Below are 15,560 nucleotides of genomic sequence, written 5' to 3'. Positions count from 1 at the left end.
TCACGCCTCCGTGGTCCTGAGGATGGGCCACTCGTAGGCCCGCGCGACGCGCGCGAGCCGCACGTCGGGGTTCACCGCGGCGGGGTGGCCCACGACGGCGAGCATCGGGTAGTCGGAGAAGGAGTCGGAGTACGCGAAGCTCTTCTCGAGCGCCAGCCCCTCGCGCACGCAGTAGTCGCGCATCGCGAGCGCCTTGTGCGCGCCCTCGATGATGGGCGGGATGACGCGGCCGGTGGCGACGCCCTGCACGAACCGCATCCGGTTCGCGATGAGGTCGTCGGCCCCGAGGTGCTCGGCGAGGCGCCGCACCGTGAAGTCGAGGGCGCCGGTCACGAGGACCACCCGGCAGCCGGCGCGGCGCGTCTCGTCGATGAGGCGCGGCGTGCCGGGGAAGATCGCCGGCCGGAGCACGTCCTCGAAGAGCTCCCCGGCGAGCGTCTCCAGGCGGTCCTCGCTCTGGCCGGAGTAGTACCGGTAGAAGACCTCGTTGAAGAGCTTCCGGTTCATCCGGTCCGCCGCCGCGAAGAGCGGCAGCGACAGCACCGTCCGGGCGGTCTGCCAGGCCGTGCCGAGGATGGAGCCCTGGTTCATCGCGTAGAACGCGAACGCGTGCACGATGTTCGTGCGCACGAGCGTCCCGTCCACGTCGAAGAAGGCGGCCCTCTCCGTTCCCGCCATAGGTGAGCCTCTGTAGACTGTCGTGGTGCGGCTTGGCAAGCGCGGCGAGGGGCCCCTCGGTGCGGTGCCGCGCCGTGATGCGTCAGAGCCACCCGCGGGCGCGGTACCAGGCGGCGGCGCGGGCGATCGAGTCGGAGAGCGGCGTCCTCGCCTCGAAGCCGAGCCGGGCGCGCGCCTTCCCAGGATCGCACACCCAGCCCGGCGCGAGGGCCTGCGCCGCGAGCTTGCGGTTCAGCGGGAGGCGGCGACCGGTCGTGCTCGTGACGAGCTCTGCGAGCGCCGCGGCGCCGCGCACCGCCGCGGGGGGCACCTTCACGGTCCGCGCGCGGACGCCGAGCGCGCGCGCGGCCTCGAGCTGGATCGAGAGCGCGTCGGTGGTGACCGGGGAGGCGAGGAAGAACGCCTCCCCGGCGGCCTCCGGCTTCTCGGCGAGCAGGATCATCCCGCGCGCGCAGTCGTCCACGTCGATCCAGGAGAGCGGCCGCTCCGGGCCGCGGAGACCGATCGCCAGCCCGGCACGCGCCAGCCGGAACAGGAAGAGGTTCTCGCGATCGCCCGGCCCCATGATCCGCGGCGGCCGGGCGACCGCCACCGGCAGGCGATCGGCGTAGGCGAAGGCGATCCGCTCCGCCTCCGCCTTCGACGCGCCGTAGGGCTCCACGGGCTCGAGCGGCTCGTCCTCGCCGCGGGGCGTCCGCGAGGGGCCCGCCGCGGCGATCGAGCCCGCGAGCACGAAGCGCGAGAGGCCCTGCGCCTCGGCGAGGCAGGCGTCGAGCGCCAGCCGGGTCGAGCCCGCGTTCACCCGCAGGAACTCGTCGGGAGCCGTCGCGCGGCGGACGCCCGCCAGGTGGAACACGACGTCGCAGCCGCGCACCGCGGCGCGCAGCGACGCCGGGCTCGTCGCGTCTCCGAAGAGGACGTCGACGCCGGGGAGGGCCTCGAGGGCGGGCGCCGGCGCGCGGACGAGGGCGCGCACGCGCTCGCCGCGCGCGGCCAGCCGGCGCACGAGCGCCGACCCGAGGAACCCGCCGGCACCGGTCACGAGCGCGCGCATCGCCGGCGGACGGAACCATGCGGCCGGGCGCCCGTCAATCCCTCCCGGCGCCGTGCGCCCCCGGTGCGTGCGTGCGTGCGCTGGGGTCCCTTGTCGCTCTCGGAGGGGCGTCCTTACAGTTTTTTACGAGGACGGGCCGGGGAGGCCCGGAAGGACGGGCCGGAGGGGCCCGGGGGAACGACAAGGGGGGGAACGGATGAGGATTGCCAAGGCGCTGGTGGTGGCGGCGACGCTGCTCGGGTTCGGGGTGGCGCACGCCGACGAGGTGGTGCGAGTCGAGCGGCGGCACAGCACCGCGGGCATCGTCCTCAAGGACACGATCGCCGGCGGGCTCGTCGGCTCGGCCGTGTCGGGAGGCGTGATCCTCTACAACATGGGGATCCAGGGTGAGGACAACTACGACTGGGGCCGCACGCTCGCGTGGGGCGCCGTGATCGGCCTCGGCGCCGGCCTGGTGTGGGGCATCGTCGACGCCGCGTCGGCCTCCGACACGACCTACGCGGCGCGGACACCGGTCCACGACGGCCAGTCGCTCACGCTGAACCGCGGCAGGGACCAGAGCAACAAGGTGACGATGGGGCTCCTGTCCCGGCGCTTCTGAGGCGCCGCAGCGGGAGGGGCCTTGGGGTGGGGCCGGCGGGAGCCGGCCCTGCCCTTTTGTTATCCTCCGGGGATGACCGCGCTCCGCTCCGTCTGCCCGTTCGACTGCCCCGACGCCTGCGGGCTCCTCGTCCAGGTCGAGGATGGACGTGCAGTGAAGGTGCGCGGCGACCCGGAGCACCCGTACAGCCAGGGCACGCTGTGCCCGAAGATGAACGGCTACGAGCGGAGCGTGGGCTCGCCCGATCGGCTGCTCCACCCGCTCGTCCGCACCGGCGCGAAGGGGGAGGGCCGGTTCCGGCGCGCGAGCTGGGAGGAGGCGATCCAGCTCGTCGCCGCGCGCTGGAAGGACCTCGCCCGCGAGCACGGCAGCGAGGCGATCCTCCCCTACTCGTACGCGGGGACGATGGGTGTCGTGCAGCGGAACGCGGGGCACGCGTTCTTCCACCGGCTCGGCGCGTCGCGGCTCGACCGGACCATCTGCTCTCCCGCGAAGGGCGCCGGCTGGAGCCAGGTGATGGGCGCGACCGCCGGCCCGGATCCGGACGAGGTGCTCGACTCCGACCTCGTCGTCCTATGGGGCATCCACGCGGTCGCGACGAACCTCCACTTCGTCCAGCGCGTGAAGGAGGCGCGGCGCCGGGGCGCGAGGGTGCTGCTCGTCGAGGTGTGGCCGAGCGAGACCGCGGCGGTGGCGGACCGGACGATCCTCGTCCGGCCCGGGTCCGACGGCGCGCTGGCGCTCGGGCTCGTCCACGTCCTCGCGCGCGAGGGCCTCGCGGACGAGGCGTTCCTCGCGGCCGAGGCGGTCGGGTGGCCGGAGCTGCGCGCGCGGGCGCTCGCAGAGTACCCGCCGGAGGCGGTGAGCCGGCTGACCGGCCTCGCGCCGGCGGAGATCGAGGAGCTCGCTCGGGCGCTGGCGCGCGCGCGGGCGCCGTTCCTCCGGGTGGGGAGCGGGCTCTCGCGGTACGCGAACGGCGCGATGACGGTCCGCTGCATCGTCTCGCTCGCGGCGGTGCTGGGCGCGTTCGGGAGGAAGGGCGGGGGCTGCTTCGCCGACGCGAGCTCGTCCCAGGCGCTCGACCTGTCGCCGGTGACGCGGGAGGACCTCCTGCCGAGGCCCACCCGCGTCGTGAACATGAACCAGCTCGGCGCGGCGCTCGCGGAGCTCCGCGATCCGCCGATCCGCTCGATGATGGTCTACGCGGCGAACCCGGCCGCGGTCGCCCCGGATCAGAACGCGGTGCTCGCCGGGCTCGCGCGCGAGGACCTGTTCCTCGTCGTGCACGAGCGGTTCATGACCGACACCGCGCGCTTCGCCGACGTCGTGCTCCCGGCCACGTACTCGCTCGAGCACGCCGACCTGTACCGCTCCTACGGCCAGTACTGCCTGCAGCGGGCGCAGCCGGTCGTGCCGCCGCCCGGAGAGGCGAAGGCGAACTGGGAGGTGTTCCGCCTCCTCGCCGCCGCGATGGGCTTCGAGGAGCCGGTGTTCCGGATGACGGAGGACGCCCTCATCGACGCGGTGCTGGAGCGGCTCTCCCCGTCCTGGCGCGCGGGGCTCGACCTCGAGCGGCTCGCCGCCGGGCGCGCGGTGACGCTCCGGCCGCCGGCCGGGCCGCGCTGGCGTACCCGCTCCGGGAAGATCGAGCTCCGGAACGACGCGCTCGCCGAGCCGTTGCCGCGGCACCTCCCGACCCACGAGGAGCGGGGCCTGCCGCTCCGGCTCGTCACCGCGCCCGCGATCCACACGCTGAACTCGACGTTCATGGAGCGGCCCGAGCTTCGCGAGCGCAACGGCGGCATGAGCCTCAGGCTCTCGCCCGCCGAGGCGTCCGCGCGCGGCCTCGCGGACGGCGCCGCGGTGGTCGCCTGGAACGGCCTCGGCGAGGCGACCTTCGCGCTCCGCGTCACGCCCGGCCTTCCCGACGGGATCGCGGTCGCCGAGGGCGTGTGGTGGCTCGCGCACGCGCCGGGTGCGCGGAACGTGAACGCGCTCACCGCGCAGCGGCTCACCGACGCCGCGGGCGGCTCGACGTTCTACGACAACCGGGTGGACGTGCGCGGCGCCTAGGCCCGAGCGCTCGCCGGGCGTCCACGTTCCCGCCGGCGCAGGCCGCGGGGGCTTCCCGCTTGGCCGGTGCCGCTGTCATCGGACGCTGACTCCCATCAAGGGCGGCAACTTGCCGCAGCATTTGCGCCAGCGGACCTGCTGGCGCAAGGGTAAGCCATCAGCGCGAAATCATTGCGTCTTGCGGGGAATTGCTGGCCCTAACGGGTGCGCAACGAGCCTCTACTCGGCGGCCGGGAGGTCCTGTATTCTTGCGCGCGATCAACCCACAGGGGACGTGCACATGAACGAGTATCGCTACGACCACCGGACGGTCCAGGGGTTCATCCTCTCGGCCATCTTCTGGGGGGTCGTCGGCATCCTCATCGGGCTGCTCATCTCGGTGCAGATGTGGCTGCCCGCCGCGAACTTCCCGCCGTACCTCACCTTCGGCCGGCTGCGGCCCGTGCACACGAACGGCCTCGCGTTCGGGCTCGGCGTCGGCGCGATCTTCGGGCTGAGCTACTGGATCGTGATGCGGCTCTGCAAGCGGCCGCTCCTGTTCCCCCGGCTCGCGCGCGTCCAGCTCTGGCTCTTCAACGCCGGCATCGCGCTCGCGGCGCTCTCGCTCATGGCGGGGTACACGCAGTCGCTCGAGTACGCGGAGCTCGAGTGGCCGCTCGACGTCGCGATCGTCGTCCTGTGGGTGATGTTCGCCGTGAACGTCTTCGGGACGGTGCTGAAGCGGCGCGAGCAGCAGATGTACGTGTCGCTCTGGTACGTCATCGCGACGGTCATCGCCGTGGCCGTCCTCTACCTCGTGAACAACCTCGCCCTCCCGGTGAGCCTCACGAAGAGCTACCCGGTGTTCGCGGGCGTGAACTCCGCCAACGTGCAGTGGTGGTACGGGCACAACGCGGTCGGCTTCGTGTTCACGACGCCGATCCTGGCGATGTTCTACTACTTCCTCCCGAAGGCGACCGGGCTGCCGATCTGGAGCCACCGCCTGTCGATCGTGGCGTTCTGGTCGCTCGTGTTCGCGTACCTCTGGACCGGCGCGCACCACCTCGTCTACACGCCGCTGCCGGACTGGATCCAGACCCTCGCGATCGTGTTCACCCTGTTCCTCATCGCGCCGAGCTGGGGCTCGGTCGTGAACGGCTACTACACGGTGGGGCAGGACTGGTCGAAGATGCGGTCGAACTACCTGACCAAGTTCTTCATCCTCGGCATCACCTTCTACGGCCTGCAGACCGTGCAGGGCCCGACGCAGGCGCTCCGCGTCGTCTCGCAGCTCATCCACTTCACGGACTGGGTCCCCGGCCACGTGCACATGGGCACGATGGGCTGGGTGACGATGGTGATCACGGCGTCGGTCTACTACGTCATCCCGAAGATCTACGGGACCGAGATCCACTCGGTGAAGCTCGCGAACGTCCACTTCTGGCTGGTCCTCGTCGGCCAGCTCCTGTTCTCGATCACCATGTGGATCACCGGCATCCGGCAGGGCTGGATGTGGAAGGCGACCGACGCGCAGGGGAAGCTCGTCTACCGGAACTTCGTGGACACCGTGGCGGGCAACTACCCGTACTGGCACACGCGCACGCTCGCCGGGATCGTCTTCACCGTCGGCATGCTCTTCTTCGTCTACAACGTCCTCATGACCATCCGTAAAGGCAGGGCGCTCGAGCGGCAGGCCGCGCCCGCGACGCCGGCGGCCCACGTCACGGCGGCGTAGGAGCGGAGACGACCATGGCCGGAAAGATCTACTCGAAGCCGCTCGCCTTCTCGATCGCCGCGACCCTCGCCGTGCTCGCGGGCTCGATCGTCATGATGGCCTACCCGATGCTGCGCTCGGACATGCACCCGAAGGTCGAGGGCCTCGTGCCGCTCGGCGCGCTCGAGCTCGCGGGGCGCGCCATCTACCAGCGCGAGGGCTGCGTGAACTGCCACACGCAGACCGTCCGCCCGCTCCAGAGCGAGGTGGTGCGCTACAAGGGCAACCGCGCCGCCGAGCCGTCGGGGCGCTACTCGCTCGCCGGCGAGTTCGCCTACGACCACCCGTTCCTGTGGGGCTCGAAGCGGACGGGCCCCGATCTCGCGTTCGAGGGGTGGCTGAAGAGCGCCGCCTGGCACGTGGCGCACTTCGAGAACCCGCAGTCGGTCGTGCCGAGGTCGAACATGCCGGCGTACGCGTTCCTGAAGGACGCCGCGGTGGACGGGGACGACCTCCGCGCGCACATGCGGACGCTCCGGCGCCTCGGCGTGCCGTACACCGACGCGGACCTCGAGGGCGCCGCGGCGGCGCTCCAGGGCAAGACCGAGATGGACGCGATCGTGGCGTACATGCTGTCGCTCGGGAAGGCGGTGGACCGGGGCGGAAAGGGCGGGCTCGAGCTCGACCTCGAGGAGAAGAACCCCGTCGCGACCGACGTCGCCGCGATCACGAAGGGGCGCCAGCTCTTCGACGCGCAGGGCTGCTCCGCCTGCCACGGCGACGAGGCGCAGGGGCAGGAGGGCGTCGCGCCGAGCCTCATCGACGACGCGTTCCTCGGCGCGAAGGGCGACCTGCCCGACGCGGCGTACTTCGGGATGATCAAGGGCGGCAGCGACGTGAAGCGGCAGCTCGGCCGGCCCGGGCTCGCGGACGGCGGCATGCAGCCGTTCGGGAGCGAGCTGTCCGACGAGGACATCTGGTCGATCGTCGCGTGGCTCCGGAACCAGAAGGCGCACGAGGCCTCCGAGGGGCACCACGACGACGCGGCGGAGCACGGGAACCGCTAGGGAGACGCCATGGCCGAACGGCAGCAGCTCGATCCGCAGTTCGACGACGATCTCTCCCAGCTCGAGGCGCCGAAGGAGACCGCGAACAAGCTCCCCGTCGGCTGGCTCGTCCTGTTCTGGGGCCTCGTCGTCTGGGGCGTCTGGTACGCGTGGTCGTTCACCCCGGGGCTCGGCGGCTGGTCCCAGGCGCAGGACCTCGAGGGCGGCGGGGCGTCGATGGGCCTGAACGTGCTCGCCACGCTCGCCTTCACCGTGATCCCCGCGACCGCGGCGGTCCTCCTCGTCGCCGCCCAGCGCCGGAAGGGGAAGAAGCAGGCATGAGCCCGGAGACCGCCTACTTCGTGTTCGGCCTCACGCTCTGCGCCGCGCTCGCGGGGATCGCGCTCTTCTACTACTCGCGCAAGCGCAAGCACACGGTGGAGCAGGCGAAGTACCGGATGCTGGAGGATGACGACGAGCGGTAGCTTCCAGCGGTGGCGCCGGCTCGCTCTCGCCGCCCAGGGGCTCCTCTGGCTCGGGCTGCCCTTCGTCTCCGTCGGGGGCGAGAGCGCGCTGCGCCTCGACGTGCCGGCCGGGCGGCTGCACGCCTTCGGGGCGTCGTTCGCGATCGACGAGGCGTTCGTGGTCCTCGCCGCGACGCTCCTCCTCACCGCCGCGTTCCTGCTCGTGACGCTCGTGCTGGGGCGGGTGTGGTGCGGCTGGTCCTGTCCGCAGACGCTCCTCGGGGAGCTCACCCGCCTCGTCGAGCCGGACCCCCGGCGGAAGCGCCCGCGCTGGCGGCGCCCGGCGGGCCTCGCGCTCGTCGCGCTCGCGTCCGCCCTCGTCGCGGCGAACCTGCTCTGGTACTTCGTGCCACCCGGGGAGTTCTTCCGCAGGCTCGGCGCGGGCACGCTCGGGCCGGTGCTCGGCGGCGCCTGGCTCGCGATGGGTGGCGTCCTGTTCGCGGACCTCGTCTTCCTGCGCCAGACGTTCTGCGCCACGGTCTGCCCGTACGCGAAGCTGCAGGGCGTCCTCTTCGACCGGCACACGCTCGTCGTGGCGTACGACCGGCGCCGCGCCGCGGACTGCGTCGACTGCGGCGCGTGCGTGCGCGTGTGCCCGACCGGCATCGACATCCGCGACGGGCTGCAGATGGAGTGCATCGCCTGCGCCGCGTGCGTGGACGCGTGCGCGCCCATCATGGCGAAGCTCCGCCGCCCGCCGGATCTCGTCGGCTACTTCCTCGGCGAGCCCGGCACCCCGCGCAGGCTCGCGCGCCCGGGCGTCCTCGCGCTCGCCGGCGCGACCGCCGCCGCGCTCGCGCTCCTCGTCGCGGTCGTCGCGGGACGAGGGCTCGTGGACATGAACGCGCTCGCCGAGGCGGCGTTCGCGCCGCGGCGCGCCGCCGACGGGCGGGTCGTGAACGCCTTCAGCGTCGCGCTCGAGAACCACGGCCGCGCGCCCGTCACCGTCGGCCTCGCGCTCCGCGCCGGCGCCGCCGAGGTGGCCGTCCGCCCGGACGTCGTGGAGCTCGGCCCGGGCGAGCGGCGGCAGGTCCGGCTCGTCGCGAGCGCGCGCGGGCTCGACCGCGCGGGGCGCGTGCCGGCCGAGCTCGTCGCCGAGGTGCGCCGCGGCGGCGCGGCGGTCGAGCGCGACCGCCAGTCGGTCTCCCTCGTCGTCCCGGAGGTCAGGTGATCCACGCAACGAAGCTCGCGTTCACGGGGGCGGTGGTCGCCGGGCTCGGCGCCGTCGTCGGGACGATCTGGATCGGCGCCCGCGTGAAGGAGGAGACGATCGTCGCCGACCCCTACGAGGAAGGGCTCCGCTACGACGCCGAGCGCCACGCGCGCGCGACGCTCGGCTGGGACGTGTCGCTCGCCGCGAAGCCGTCCTCGCCGGGCGAGGTGACGCTCCCGTTCGCCGTGGCCGACGGGCAGGGCAGGCCGGTCGCCGGGGCCGTCATCGCGGTGAGCGTGGCGCGGCTCGACACGAGCCGGGGGGTGGAGACCGTGGCGGCGCGGCCGGACGGGATCGGGCGGTATGCGGCGGAGGTCGACCTCCCCGCCGCCGGCCCGTGGCTCCTGCGGTTCGACGTGCGGCGCGGCGGCGACCGGGTGCGGATCGAGAAGGTCGTCCACGTCGGCGCGCCCACGGCGGACCCCCGGCGCGCCGCCGCAGGGGAGAGCGCGGCCCCCTGCGATCTGGGCCGGGGCCCCTGCACGCGCCCGCTCGACGGCGGCGGCGAGGTGACGCTCGAGCTCGGCCCGCGCCCGCTGCGCACCATGCGCACGCTCGCGGTCGCCGCCGAGGTGCGCGGCGCGCCGGGCGCCGCCGTGGAGGTCTCCTTCGCGATGAACGGGATGGAGATGGGGCGGAACGCGAGCGCGCTCGCGCCCGCGGGGGAGGGGCGCCACGCCGGGAAGGCGGTGCTCGTGCGCTGCCCGAGCGGGCGGAGGGACTGGACGGCGGAGGTCAGGGTGACCTCGCCGGAAGCGCCGGCGCGGACGGCGAGGTTCGAGCTCACGGTGGCCGAGTGACCGACGCCGTCGCGATGGCGTTCGTGACCGGCCTGCTCGGCGGGTTCGGCCACTGCATCGGGATGTGCGGGCCGCTCGTCGGCTCGTTCGCGCTCGCGAGCGGTGCGCTCGGACCGCGCCGCTCGCTGGCGGGGCAGCTCGCCTACCACGCGGGCCGGGTCACCACCTACGCGACGCTCGGCGCGGTGATGGGGCTCACGGGCTCGTTCGTGAACGTGGCGGGCAGGCTGGCCGGGCTGCAGGACGTCGTCGCCGTCGTCGCGGGCGTGCTCATGATCCTGGTCGGCCTCGGCGCGGCGGGCCTCTCGGGCGGGCTGAAGCGCCTGGAGGCGCGCGCGTCCGCCCGGGTCGTGCGGCTCGTGCGCGGGCTCCTCTCCGGCGGCGGCCCCGGGCGGCTCTACCCGACGGGCCTCGCGCTCGGGCTCCTCCCGTGCGGCCTCTCGTGGACCCTGTTCCTCGGCGCGGCGGGCACGGGCAGCCCGTCCGAGGGGCTCCTCCTCGCGCTCGCCTTCGGGCTCGGCACCGTCCCGGCCCTGCTCCTCGCCGGCGCCCTGGGGGCGCTCCTCGGCGCGCGCGCGCGGGGCGTCCTCTACCGGGCGGGCGGGCTCCTCGTCGCGGTGCTGGGCGGCGTGTTCGTCGCCCGCGGGCTCGGCCTGTGAAGCCGGTCTGCGACCACTGCCTGCTCGAGTTCCCCGAGCGCGAGGAAGTCCGCGTCGAGATCGCGGGGCGGGCGCACGTGTTCTGCTGCGGCGGCTGCCGCGGCGTCTTCGAGCTCGTGCACGCGGAGGGGCTCGGCGCCTACTACGACACGCGGCGGTGGGAGGGGCCGGGCGCGCCAGTGAGGCCGGACGGGCTCGAGGCGGACCTGCCCGCGTTCCGCGAGGCGGTCCGCCACGGCGAGGAGGGCGACGAGATCGAGGTCTACGTCGACGGCATCCGCTGCGCGTCGTGCGTGTGGCTGAACGAGCGGCTCCTCTCGCGGACGCCGGGCGTCACCTTCGCGCGCGTGAACTACGCGACCCACCGCGCGCGCGTGCGCTGGGATCCGGCGCGCGCCGGGCTCGAGACGGTGCTCGGCCGCATCCGCGCCGCGGGGTACCTCCCGAAGCCGTGGTCCGACACGGAGCAGGCGGCGGCGCAGCGGGCGGAGGCGAGGGATCTGCTCGTCCGGCTCGGCACCGCCGGGTTCCTCGCCTCGCAGCTCATGATCTACCAGGCGGCCCTCTACGCCGGGTACTTCCAGGGGATCGACGCGGGGACGCGCCGGCTCATGGAGTGGATCTCGCTCGGGCTCACGCTGCCGGTCTTCTTCTACGCGGGCGCGCCGTTCCTCCGCGCGACCGCGAGCGGGCTCCGCCACCTGCGCTTCAACATGGACTCGCTGGTCGTCTTCGGCTCCGGCGCGGCGCTCGTGTACTCCGTGTTCCAGATGCTCCGCGGAGGCGAGGTCTACTTCGACACCGCCGCGATGATCCCCACCCTCGTGCTCGTCGGCCGGTTCGTGGAGGCGAGCGCGAAGGGCCGGGCCTCCGAGGCGGTGGCGCGCCTCGCCCGGCTCGCGCCGCGCGAGGCGCGGCGCCTCGCGCGCGGCGCCGGCGGGTGGGAGGAGCCGCGGAGCGTCCCGGTCGCGGAGATCCGTCCGGGCGATCGCCTCGCGGTCGTGCCCGGCGAGCTGATCCCGCTCGACGGCACGGTCGTCGACGGCGCGTCGGAGGTGGACGAGTCGCTCGTCACGGGAGAGTCGCGGCCGGTCGCGAAGGCGCCCGGCGCGGCCGTGATCGGCGGGACGGTGAACGGGACGGGCGCCCTCGTCGTGGAGGTCACGCGCGTCGGGAAGGACACCGTCCTCGCCGGGATCGTCCGGGCCGTCGAGGAGGCGCAGGTCGCGAAGCCGCGCATCCAGGCGGTGGCGGACCGGGTCGTCGGCGTGTTCGTGCCGGCGATGCTCGTCCTCGCCGCGGGGACGCTCGTCTTCTGGCTGGCGCGCGGCGCGCCCGTGGACCGGGCGCTCATGACCGGCATCTCGGTGGTGGTGATCGCCTGCCCCTGCGCCCTCGGGCTCGCGACGCCGATCGCGGTCATCGTCTCCACCGGGCTCGCGACGCAGCGCGGGCTCCTCGTGAAGGGGGGAGACGTGGTCGAGCGCGCCGGGCGGGTGACGGACGTGCTGCTCGACAAGACGGGCACGGTCACGCGCGGCAGGCCGGTCTTGCGCGAGGTGGTCGTGGTGGACCCCGCGCTCGGGCGGGAGGCGGCGCTGGCGCTGGCGGCCGCGGTGGAGTCGCGCAGCGAGCACCATGTCGGCCGGGCGATCGTGGAGGCGGCAAGGGCGCTGCCCGAGGCCGCGGTCGAGGTGGAGGGGTTCCGGGCGGTGCCGGGGAGGGGAGTGGTGGCGCGGGTGCGGGAGATGGGCGGGTGGCCGACCCCGACCTCGACCCCGGCCGACGCCGCTTCCATCCTCATCGGCAACCGCGCCCTCCTCGCCGACCACGGCGTCTCCCTCGGCGCGGACGCCGACGCCCGCGCCCGGGGGCTCGAGGAGCGCGGCGAGACGGTGGCGTTCCTCGCGGTGCGGGGCGCGGTCGCCGCGCTCCTGTCGGTCGCCGACGTGGTGCGCGACGAGGCGCCCGAGGCGATCGCGCGCCTCCGGGCGCTGGGCGTCCGCGTCGCCCTCGTGAGCGGCGACACGCAGATCACGACCGGTGCCGTCGCTGCCGCGCTCGGGGTGGAGGCGATCGCCGAGGCGAGCCCGGTGGAGAAGCGCGCCGTGGTCGCCCGGCGCCAGGCGAAGGGCAGGCGCGTGCTCTTCGCGGGCGACGGCATCAACGACGCCCCCGCGCTCACGCAGGCCGACGTCGGAGCGGCGATGGGGCGCGGCACCGACGTGACGATGGAGAGCGCCGACGCGGTGCTCGTCCGCGACGACCTCCGGCTCGTCGCGGAGCTCGTCCGGCTCTCGCGCCGGACCCTGGCCGTCATCCGCCAGAACGTGTTCTGGGCCTTCTTCTACAACGCGGTCGCGATCCCGCTCGCGATGGCGGGCCTGCTCCACCCGATCGTGGCGGCCGGGGCGATGGCGGCGAGCTCGCTCTTCGTCGTGCTGAACTCGGTGCGCCTGCGCGGCGCGCTGGGCTAGAGACCTTCCATGTCGATCGGCTTCCTCGTGGTCCTCTCGCTGGCGCTCGGGGTCGCCGCGTGGCTGTTCTTCATCTGGACGGTGAGGAGCGGGCAGTACGACGATCCCGAGGGGCCGAAGTACCGGATGCTCGACGACGACGAAGGAGAGAGGCCGCCGCCGCGCGAGGGCGGGGAGGCGCCGCGGCCGCCCCCCGGAGGCGGCGGCGGGTAGGGTCGCGCGGGCGAAACGCCCTCACGGGCGGCGTCGGGCGGCCGCGCCGAGCGCGCGGCCCGTCACGCCCTGCGGCTCGGCGGCGCGCGGCGCGAGCTCCGCGAGGACCGGCCGGTGGTCGGATCCGCCGCTGTCGTCGAGCGTCTCGGCCCGGATCGCGACGAGCGCCTCCGAGAAGAAGATGTGGTCGATGCGCACGAGCGGCACGGCGGGGACCGCGCCGAACGGGAGCCAGACGTGCGCCGGATACGTGAAGCCGAACCCGAACCCGCGATCGTCGTGGGCGCTGTGGAGCGCGCGCGTCACCATGCCGTAGAGCTGGGAGCGGTCGGGCGCGTTGAAGTCTCCTCCCAGGATCACGGGCCCCGTCTCCCGGAGCACGTCCTCCTGCAGGAGCGCCTCGATCTGCGAGTAACGGTCATGCCATCCGCCGCGGCGCAGCGGGTGGACGTTGTAGATGGCGATGGGACCCGCAGGGGATCGCAGCACCGCTCGTTGCGCCTTGCCCTTCGTCCTCATGCTGCCCGACGCCTCCACGGGGTACCGGCTCACGATCCCTTGCAGGAGCTGCGGGTCGTACGCGACGTGGACCTCCGCGCCGCCGCTCGCCTCCCGGAGCGCCTCGACGACCCCCGCGAAGATCTTCGGCCGGATCTCCTGAACGAGGAGGAGATCCGGGCGCTGTCGCTCGATGGCGCGCGCGATCCGCTGCACGTCCAGGTTCCTCGACCAGGTGTTGTAGCTCATCACCCGGAGGGAGAAGCCGGAGGAAGCCGGAGGGGCGGGCTTCGATCGGAACAGCGGCGCATGGGCGGCGGTGATGATGGCGATCGAGGCGGCCGCCACGGCCGCGAGGGCCCGGTGGTGCGTGAGCCACGCGGCGGCGGCGCCGGGTACGAGGACGGCGAGCAGCCACGGCATCACGTAGCCGGTGTAGCGGGTGACGAGGAACGCGTCGCCGAACGCGGGGCGCAGGGCGAGCCCGGCGAGGATGGTCGAGCCGAGGAGCCACCCTGCCATGACGAGGACCGGACGCATCTCGGCGCGTGAGGCCATCATCCGTCAGGGCTGCGGGGTGTCCACGCCGGACGATGGCGAGCGCGCCGGGGGCGCAGGGGCCGCGTCGGGACCCGCCGGGCGCCCGGAGACGCGCGCGACCTTCGGGAACGCCGTCTCGAGCCAGAGGAACTTGTGGATCGTGACGCGCGGAAGCTCCCGGTAGCCGAGGAGGCGATGAACCCACAGCGCCGGCAGGTTGCCGGCGTCGTAGTAGCCGTACGCCCTGCGCACGCCCGCGGCGCGGAGGTGGTGGAGCGCGCGCGACATGAAGTAGGTGGCCATGCCGCCGCCGCGCTCGTCCGCGGCGAGGTGCATGTCGAACATGTAGACGTCGTCCTCGCCGAGGTCTATCCCGAACCACCGGAGGTGCGGGTGGATCCCGCGCGTCCGGGCCGTGCGCCGGCCCACGTACCAGTAGTCGGCGATCACCTTCCTGCCGCGCGTCATCACGAGGGTGCGGTAGCCGCGCTCGACGTAGCGCTTCACGCGCGCGCCGCGGCTTTCCTCCGGGTGGTCCAGCTCGAAGCGGTCCACGTTCTCCGGGCCGATCTCGAAGAGCTCGAGCCCGGGACCGGGCGGCGCAGCGACGGGCTTCAGGGCGGAGAGGTCCTTCTCGATCGGGACCGCCTCCTCGCTGCGATGGAGCGCGAACCGGCAGGCCGCGGCGAGGCCGTGGTCGCGCGCGTACTCGCGGAACTGGAGGTACCGGAACCGCCAGGCGCTGGTCATTTCCGTTCGTCTTCCGGCGGGACGCGCGCGAGGACCTCCGTGCGGTCGCGCTGTGAGGGGCCGAGCGAGGCGTGCCGTGCGACCGGGAGCGAGGGGGTCATGGTCGTTCCCGAGGAGCGGAGAGCGCCTCAGCGGTGGCGGGCCACGAAGGACGCGATCGCCTCCACCGAAGAGAAGTTCTCGGGGAGAATCTCGCTCTCCCGGACCCGGATCGCGAAGGTAGACTCCAGGAAGCCGATGAGGTGCATGATCCCCATCGAGTCGATGACACCTGCGGTGATGAGGTCGTCACGATCTCCGATCCGGAGGTGCTCCGAGGCCCTCATGAGCTCCCCCGTGATGAAGCCTCGGACCGCGTGACGCACCTCGCCTCCCGTCATCCGATTCTCCTCTTCATGCTCATTGCGTCGCCTCCGCGCCGGAGGCCGTGACTCCACCCTCGAGCCCGCCACGGGCGCGTGGAGTGGATGTTTGTTTCCGTCTCGCGTCCACGCCCGGCAAGCCCCCACTGCGGACGGTGCGCTTCGGGGCGCGGATGGCGCAGACGCGGACCCGCCGGGGCCCGGCGGGCGCGCGTCGTCGCTGCCAGGTCGCTGCGGCGTCCCCTCGCACCACCCCCGCATCGTCAAAGCTCGTCGGCGTCCTTCCGCCTGGCCGCCGCCCCGCACCGCGAGCGCCTTCTCGGCACGGGCTCCACGGATGAGGGAGCAGCGGGTCGTCAACTCACCGGTACCACGAGCG

16 protein-coding genes are annotated in these 15,560 nt (G+C 73.7%); 11 read left to right on the top strand and 5 right to left on the bottom strand.

Translation table 11 applies throughout. The annotated features are described in order from the left end of the window. Both MLV88_RS10300 and MLV88_RS10295 read right to left on the bottom strand, forming a co-directional pair. Positions 1-678, bottom strand: coding sequence for an HAD family hydrolase (locus MLV88_RS10300; protein WP_242360432.1), 678 nt, complete (start codon positions 676-678; stop codon positions 1-3). 82 nt (positions 679-760) lie between these two features. After that, a complete protein-coding gene (locus tag MLV88_RS10295; protein ID WP_242360431.1) occupies positions 761-1,732 on the bottom strand; it encodes an NAD-dependent epimerase/dehydratase family protein in 972 nt (323 codons plus the stop codon). A gap of 196 nt (positions 1,733-1,928) precedes the next feature. Between MLV88_RS10295 and MLV88_RS10290 the strand changes: the two genes are divergently transcribed. The 11 genes from MLV88_RS10290 (at position 1,929) to ccoS (ending at position 13,031) form a co-directional block, all read left to right on the top strand. Next, the gene (locus MLV88_RS10290; RefSeq protein WP_243337389.1) at positions 1,929-2,333 is read left to right on the top strand and encodes a hypothetical protein; all 405 of its coding nucleotides are present in this window, start codon (positions 1,929-1,931) and stop codon (positions 2,331-2,333) included. Positions 2,334-2,405: 72 nt separating this feature from the next. Continuing rightward, a complete protein-coding gene (locus tag MLV88_RS10285) occupies positions 2,406-4,406 on the top strand; it encodes a molybdopterin oxidoreductase family protein (RefSeq protein WP_243337388.1) in 2,001 nt (666 codons plus the stop codon). Between the two features lie 280 nt (positions 4,407-4,686). Beyond that, positions 4,687-6,120, top strand: coding sequence for a cbb3-type cytochrome c oxidase subunit I (locus MLV88_RS10280; protein ID WP_242336007.1), 1,434 nt, complete (start codon positions 4,687-4,689; stop codon positions 6,118-6,120). A 14-nt stretch (positions 6,121-6,134) separates the two neighbouring features. Beyond that, a complete protein-coding gene (locus MLV88_RS10275; protein WP_242336004.1) occupies positions 6,135-7,166 on the top strand; it encodes a cbb3-type cytochrome c oxidase subunit II in 1,032 nt (343 codons plus the stop codon). 9 nt (positions 7,167-7,175) lie between these two features. Then, positions 7,176-7,487, top strand: a complete 312-nt coding sequence (locus MLV88_RS10270; RefSeq protein WP_242336002.1) for a cbb3-type cytochrome c oxidase N-terminal domain-containing protein — start codon at positions 7,176-7,178, stop codon at positions 7,485-7,487. Beyond that, positions 7,484-7,630, top strand: a complete 147-nt coding sequence (locus MLV88_RS10265; RefSeq protein ID WP_242335999.1) for an LPXTG cell wall anchor domain-containing protein — start codon at positions 7,484-7,486, stop codon at positions 7,628-7,630. Before MLV88_RS10270 ends, MLV88_RS10265 begins: the two co-directional genes overlap by 4 nt. Beyond that, positions 7,614-8,840 (top strand): 4Fe-4S dicluster domain-containing protein, encoded by a 1,227-nt coding sequence (locus tag MLV88_RS10260; protein ID WP_242335996.1) that lies wholly within the window; start codon positions 7,614-7,616, stop codon positions 8,838-8,840. Before MLV88_RS10265 ends, MLV88_RS10260 begins: the two co-directional genes overlap by 17 nt. Beyond that, positions 8,837-9,682 (top strand): FixH family protein, encoded by an 846-nt coding sequence (locus MLV88_RS10255; RefSeq protein WP_242353819.1) that lies wholly within the window; start codon positions 8,837-8,839, stop codon positions 9,680-9,682. Before MLV88_RS10260 ends, MLV88_RS10255 begins: the two co-directional genes overlap by 4 nt. Continuing rightward, the gene (locus MLV88_RS10250; RefSeq protein ID WP_242335990.1) at positions 9,679-10,341 is read left to right on the top strand and encodes a sulfite exporter TauE/SafE family protein; all 663 of its coding nucleotides are present in this window, start codon (positions 9,679-9,681) and stop codon (positions 10,339-10,341) included. Before MLV88_RS10255 ends, MLV88_RS10250 begins: the two co-directional genes overlap by 4 nt. After that, positions 10,338-12,818 (top strand): heavy metal translocating P-type ATPase, encoded by a 2,481-nt coding sequence (locus MLV88_RS10245; RefSeq protein WP_243337387.1) that lies wholly within the window; start codon positions 10,338-10,340, stop codon positions 12,816-12,818. Before MLV88_RS10250 ends, MLV88_RS10245 begins: the two co-directional genes overlap by 4 nt. A gap of 9 nt (positions 12,819-12,827) precedes the next feature. Continuing rightward, positions 12,828-13,031 carry a cbb3-type cytochrome oxidase assembly protein CcoS gene (ccoS, locus tag MLV88_RS10240; protein ID WP_243337386.1) on the top strand — a complete coding sequence of 68 codons (204 nt, stop codon included), beginning with the start codon at positions 12,828-12,830 and terminating at the stop codon, positions 13,029-13,031. A 21-nt stretch (positions 13,032-13,052) separates the two neighbouring features. Here ccoS and MLV88_RS10235 read toward each other — a convergent pair whose 3' ends face one another. From MLV88_RS10235 to MLV88_RS10225, 3 genes are all read right to left on the bottom strand, one after another. Beyond that, positions 13,053-14,087 carry an endonuclease/exonuclease/phosphatase family protein gene (locus MLV88_RS10235; RefSeq protein WP_243337385.1) on the bottom strand — a complete coding sequence of 345 codons (1,035 nt, stop codon included), beginning with the start codon at positions 14,085-14,087 and terminating at the stop codon, positions 13,053-13,055. Between the two features lie 6 nt (positions 14,088-14,093). Then, positions 14,094-14,819, bottom strand: a complete 726-nt coding sequence (locus MLV88_RS10230) for a GNAT family N-acetyltransferase (RefSeq protein ID WP_242353778.1) — start codon at positions 14,817-14,819, stop codon at positions 14,094-14,096. Between the two features lie 128 nt (positions 14,820-14,947). Continuing rightward, on the bottom strand, positions 14,948-15,199 hold the full coding sequence (locus MLV88_RS10225; protein ID WP_242353776.1) for an acyl carrier protein: 252 nt from the start codon (positions 15,197-15,199) through the stop codon (positions 14,948-14,950). Positions 15,200-15,560: the final 361 nt, after the last annotated feature.

It is taken from the genome of Anaeromyxobacter soli (assembly GCF_022808855.1).
GTDB lineage: Bacteria > Myxococcota > Myxococcia > Myxococcales > Anaeromyxobacteraceae > Anaeromyxobacter > Anaeromyxobacter soli.
The sequence above is the reverse complement of the archived record's forward strand: the minus strand, read 5'-3'. Positions and strand labels throughout refer to the sequence as shown.

What these genes read in the sequence shown, in the direction of transcription:
- MLV88_RS10275 (WP_242336004.1), top strand. Translation starts at nt 6,135, where the DNA reads ATGGCCGGAAAGATCTACTCGAAGCCGCTCGCCTTCTCGATCGCCGCG.
- MLV88_RS10265 (WP_242335999.1), top strand. Translation starts at nt 7,484, where the DNA reads ATGAGCCCGGAGACCGCCTACTTCGTGTTCGGCCTCACGCTCTGCGCC.
- ccoS (WP_243337386.1), top strand. Translation starts at nt 12,828, where the DNA reads ATGTCGATCGGCTTCCTCGTGGTCCTCTCGCTGGCGCTCGGGGTCGCC.
- MLV88_RS10260 (WP_242335996.1), top strand. Translation starts at nt 7,614, where the DNA reads ATGACGACGAGCGGTAGCTTCCAGCGGTGGCGCCGGCTCGCTCTCGCC.
- MLV88_RS10270 (WP_242336002.1), top strand. Translation starts at nt 7,176, where the DNA reads ATGGCCGAACGGCAGCAGCTCGATCCGCAGTTCGACGACGATCTCTCC.
- MLV88_RS10280 (WP_242336007.1), top strand. Translation starts at nt 4,687, where the DNA reads ATGAACGAGTATCGCTACGACCACCGGACGGTCCAGGGGTTCATCCTC.
- MLV88_RS10285 (WP_243337388.1), top strand. Translation starts at nt 2,406, where the DNA reads ATGACCGCGCTCCGCTCCGTCTGCCCGTTCGACTGCCCCGACGCCTGC.
- MLV88_RS10225 (WP_242353776.1), bottom strand. Translation starts at nt 15,199, where the DNA reads ATGACGGGAGGCGAGGTGCGTCACGCGGTCCGAGGCTTCATCACGGGG.
- MLV88_RS10235 (WP_243337385.1), bottom strand. Translation starts at nt 14,087, where the DNA reads ATGGCCTCACGCGCCGAGATGCGTCCGGTCCTCGTCATGGCAGGGTGG.
- MLV88_RS10295 (WP_242360431.1), bottom strand. Translation starts at nt 1,732, where the DNA reads ATGCGCGCGCTCGTGACCGGTGCCGGCGGGTTCCTCGGGTCGGCGCTC.
- MLV88_RS10300 (WP_242360432.1), bottom strand. Translation starts at nt 678, where the DNA reads ATGGCGGGAACGGAGAGGGCCGCCTTCTTCGACGTGGACGGGACGCTC.
- MLV88_RS10230 (WP_242353778.1), bottom strand. Translation starts at nt 14,819, where the DNA reads ATGACCAGCGCCTGGCGGTTCCGGTACCTCCAGTTCCGCGAGTACGCG.
- MLV88_RS10290 (WP_243337389.1), top strand. Translation starts at nt 1,929, where the DNA reads ATGAGGATTGCCAAGGCGCTGGTGGTGGCGGCGACGCTGCTCGGGTTC.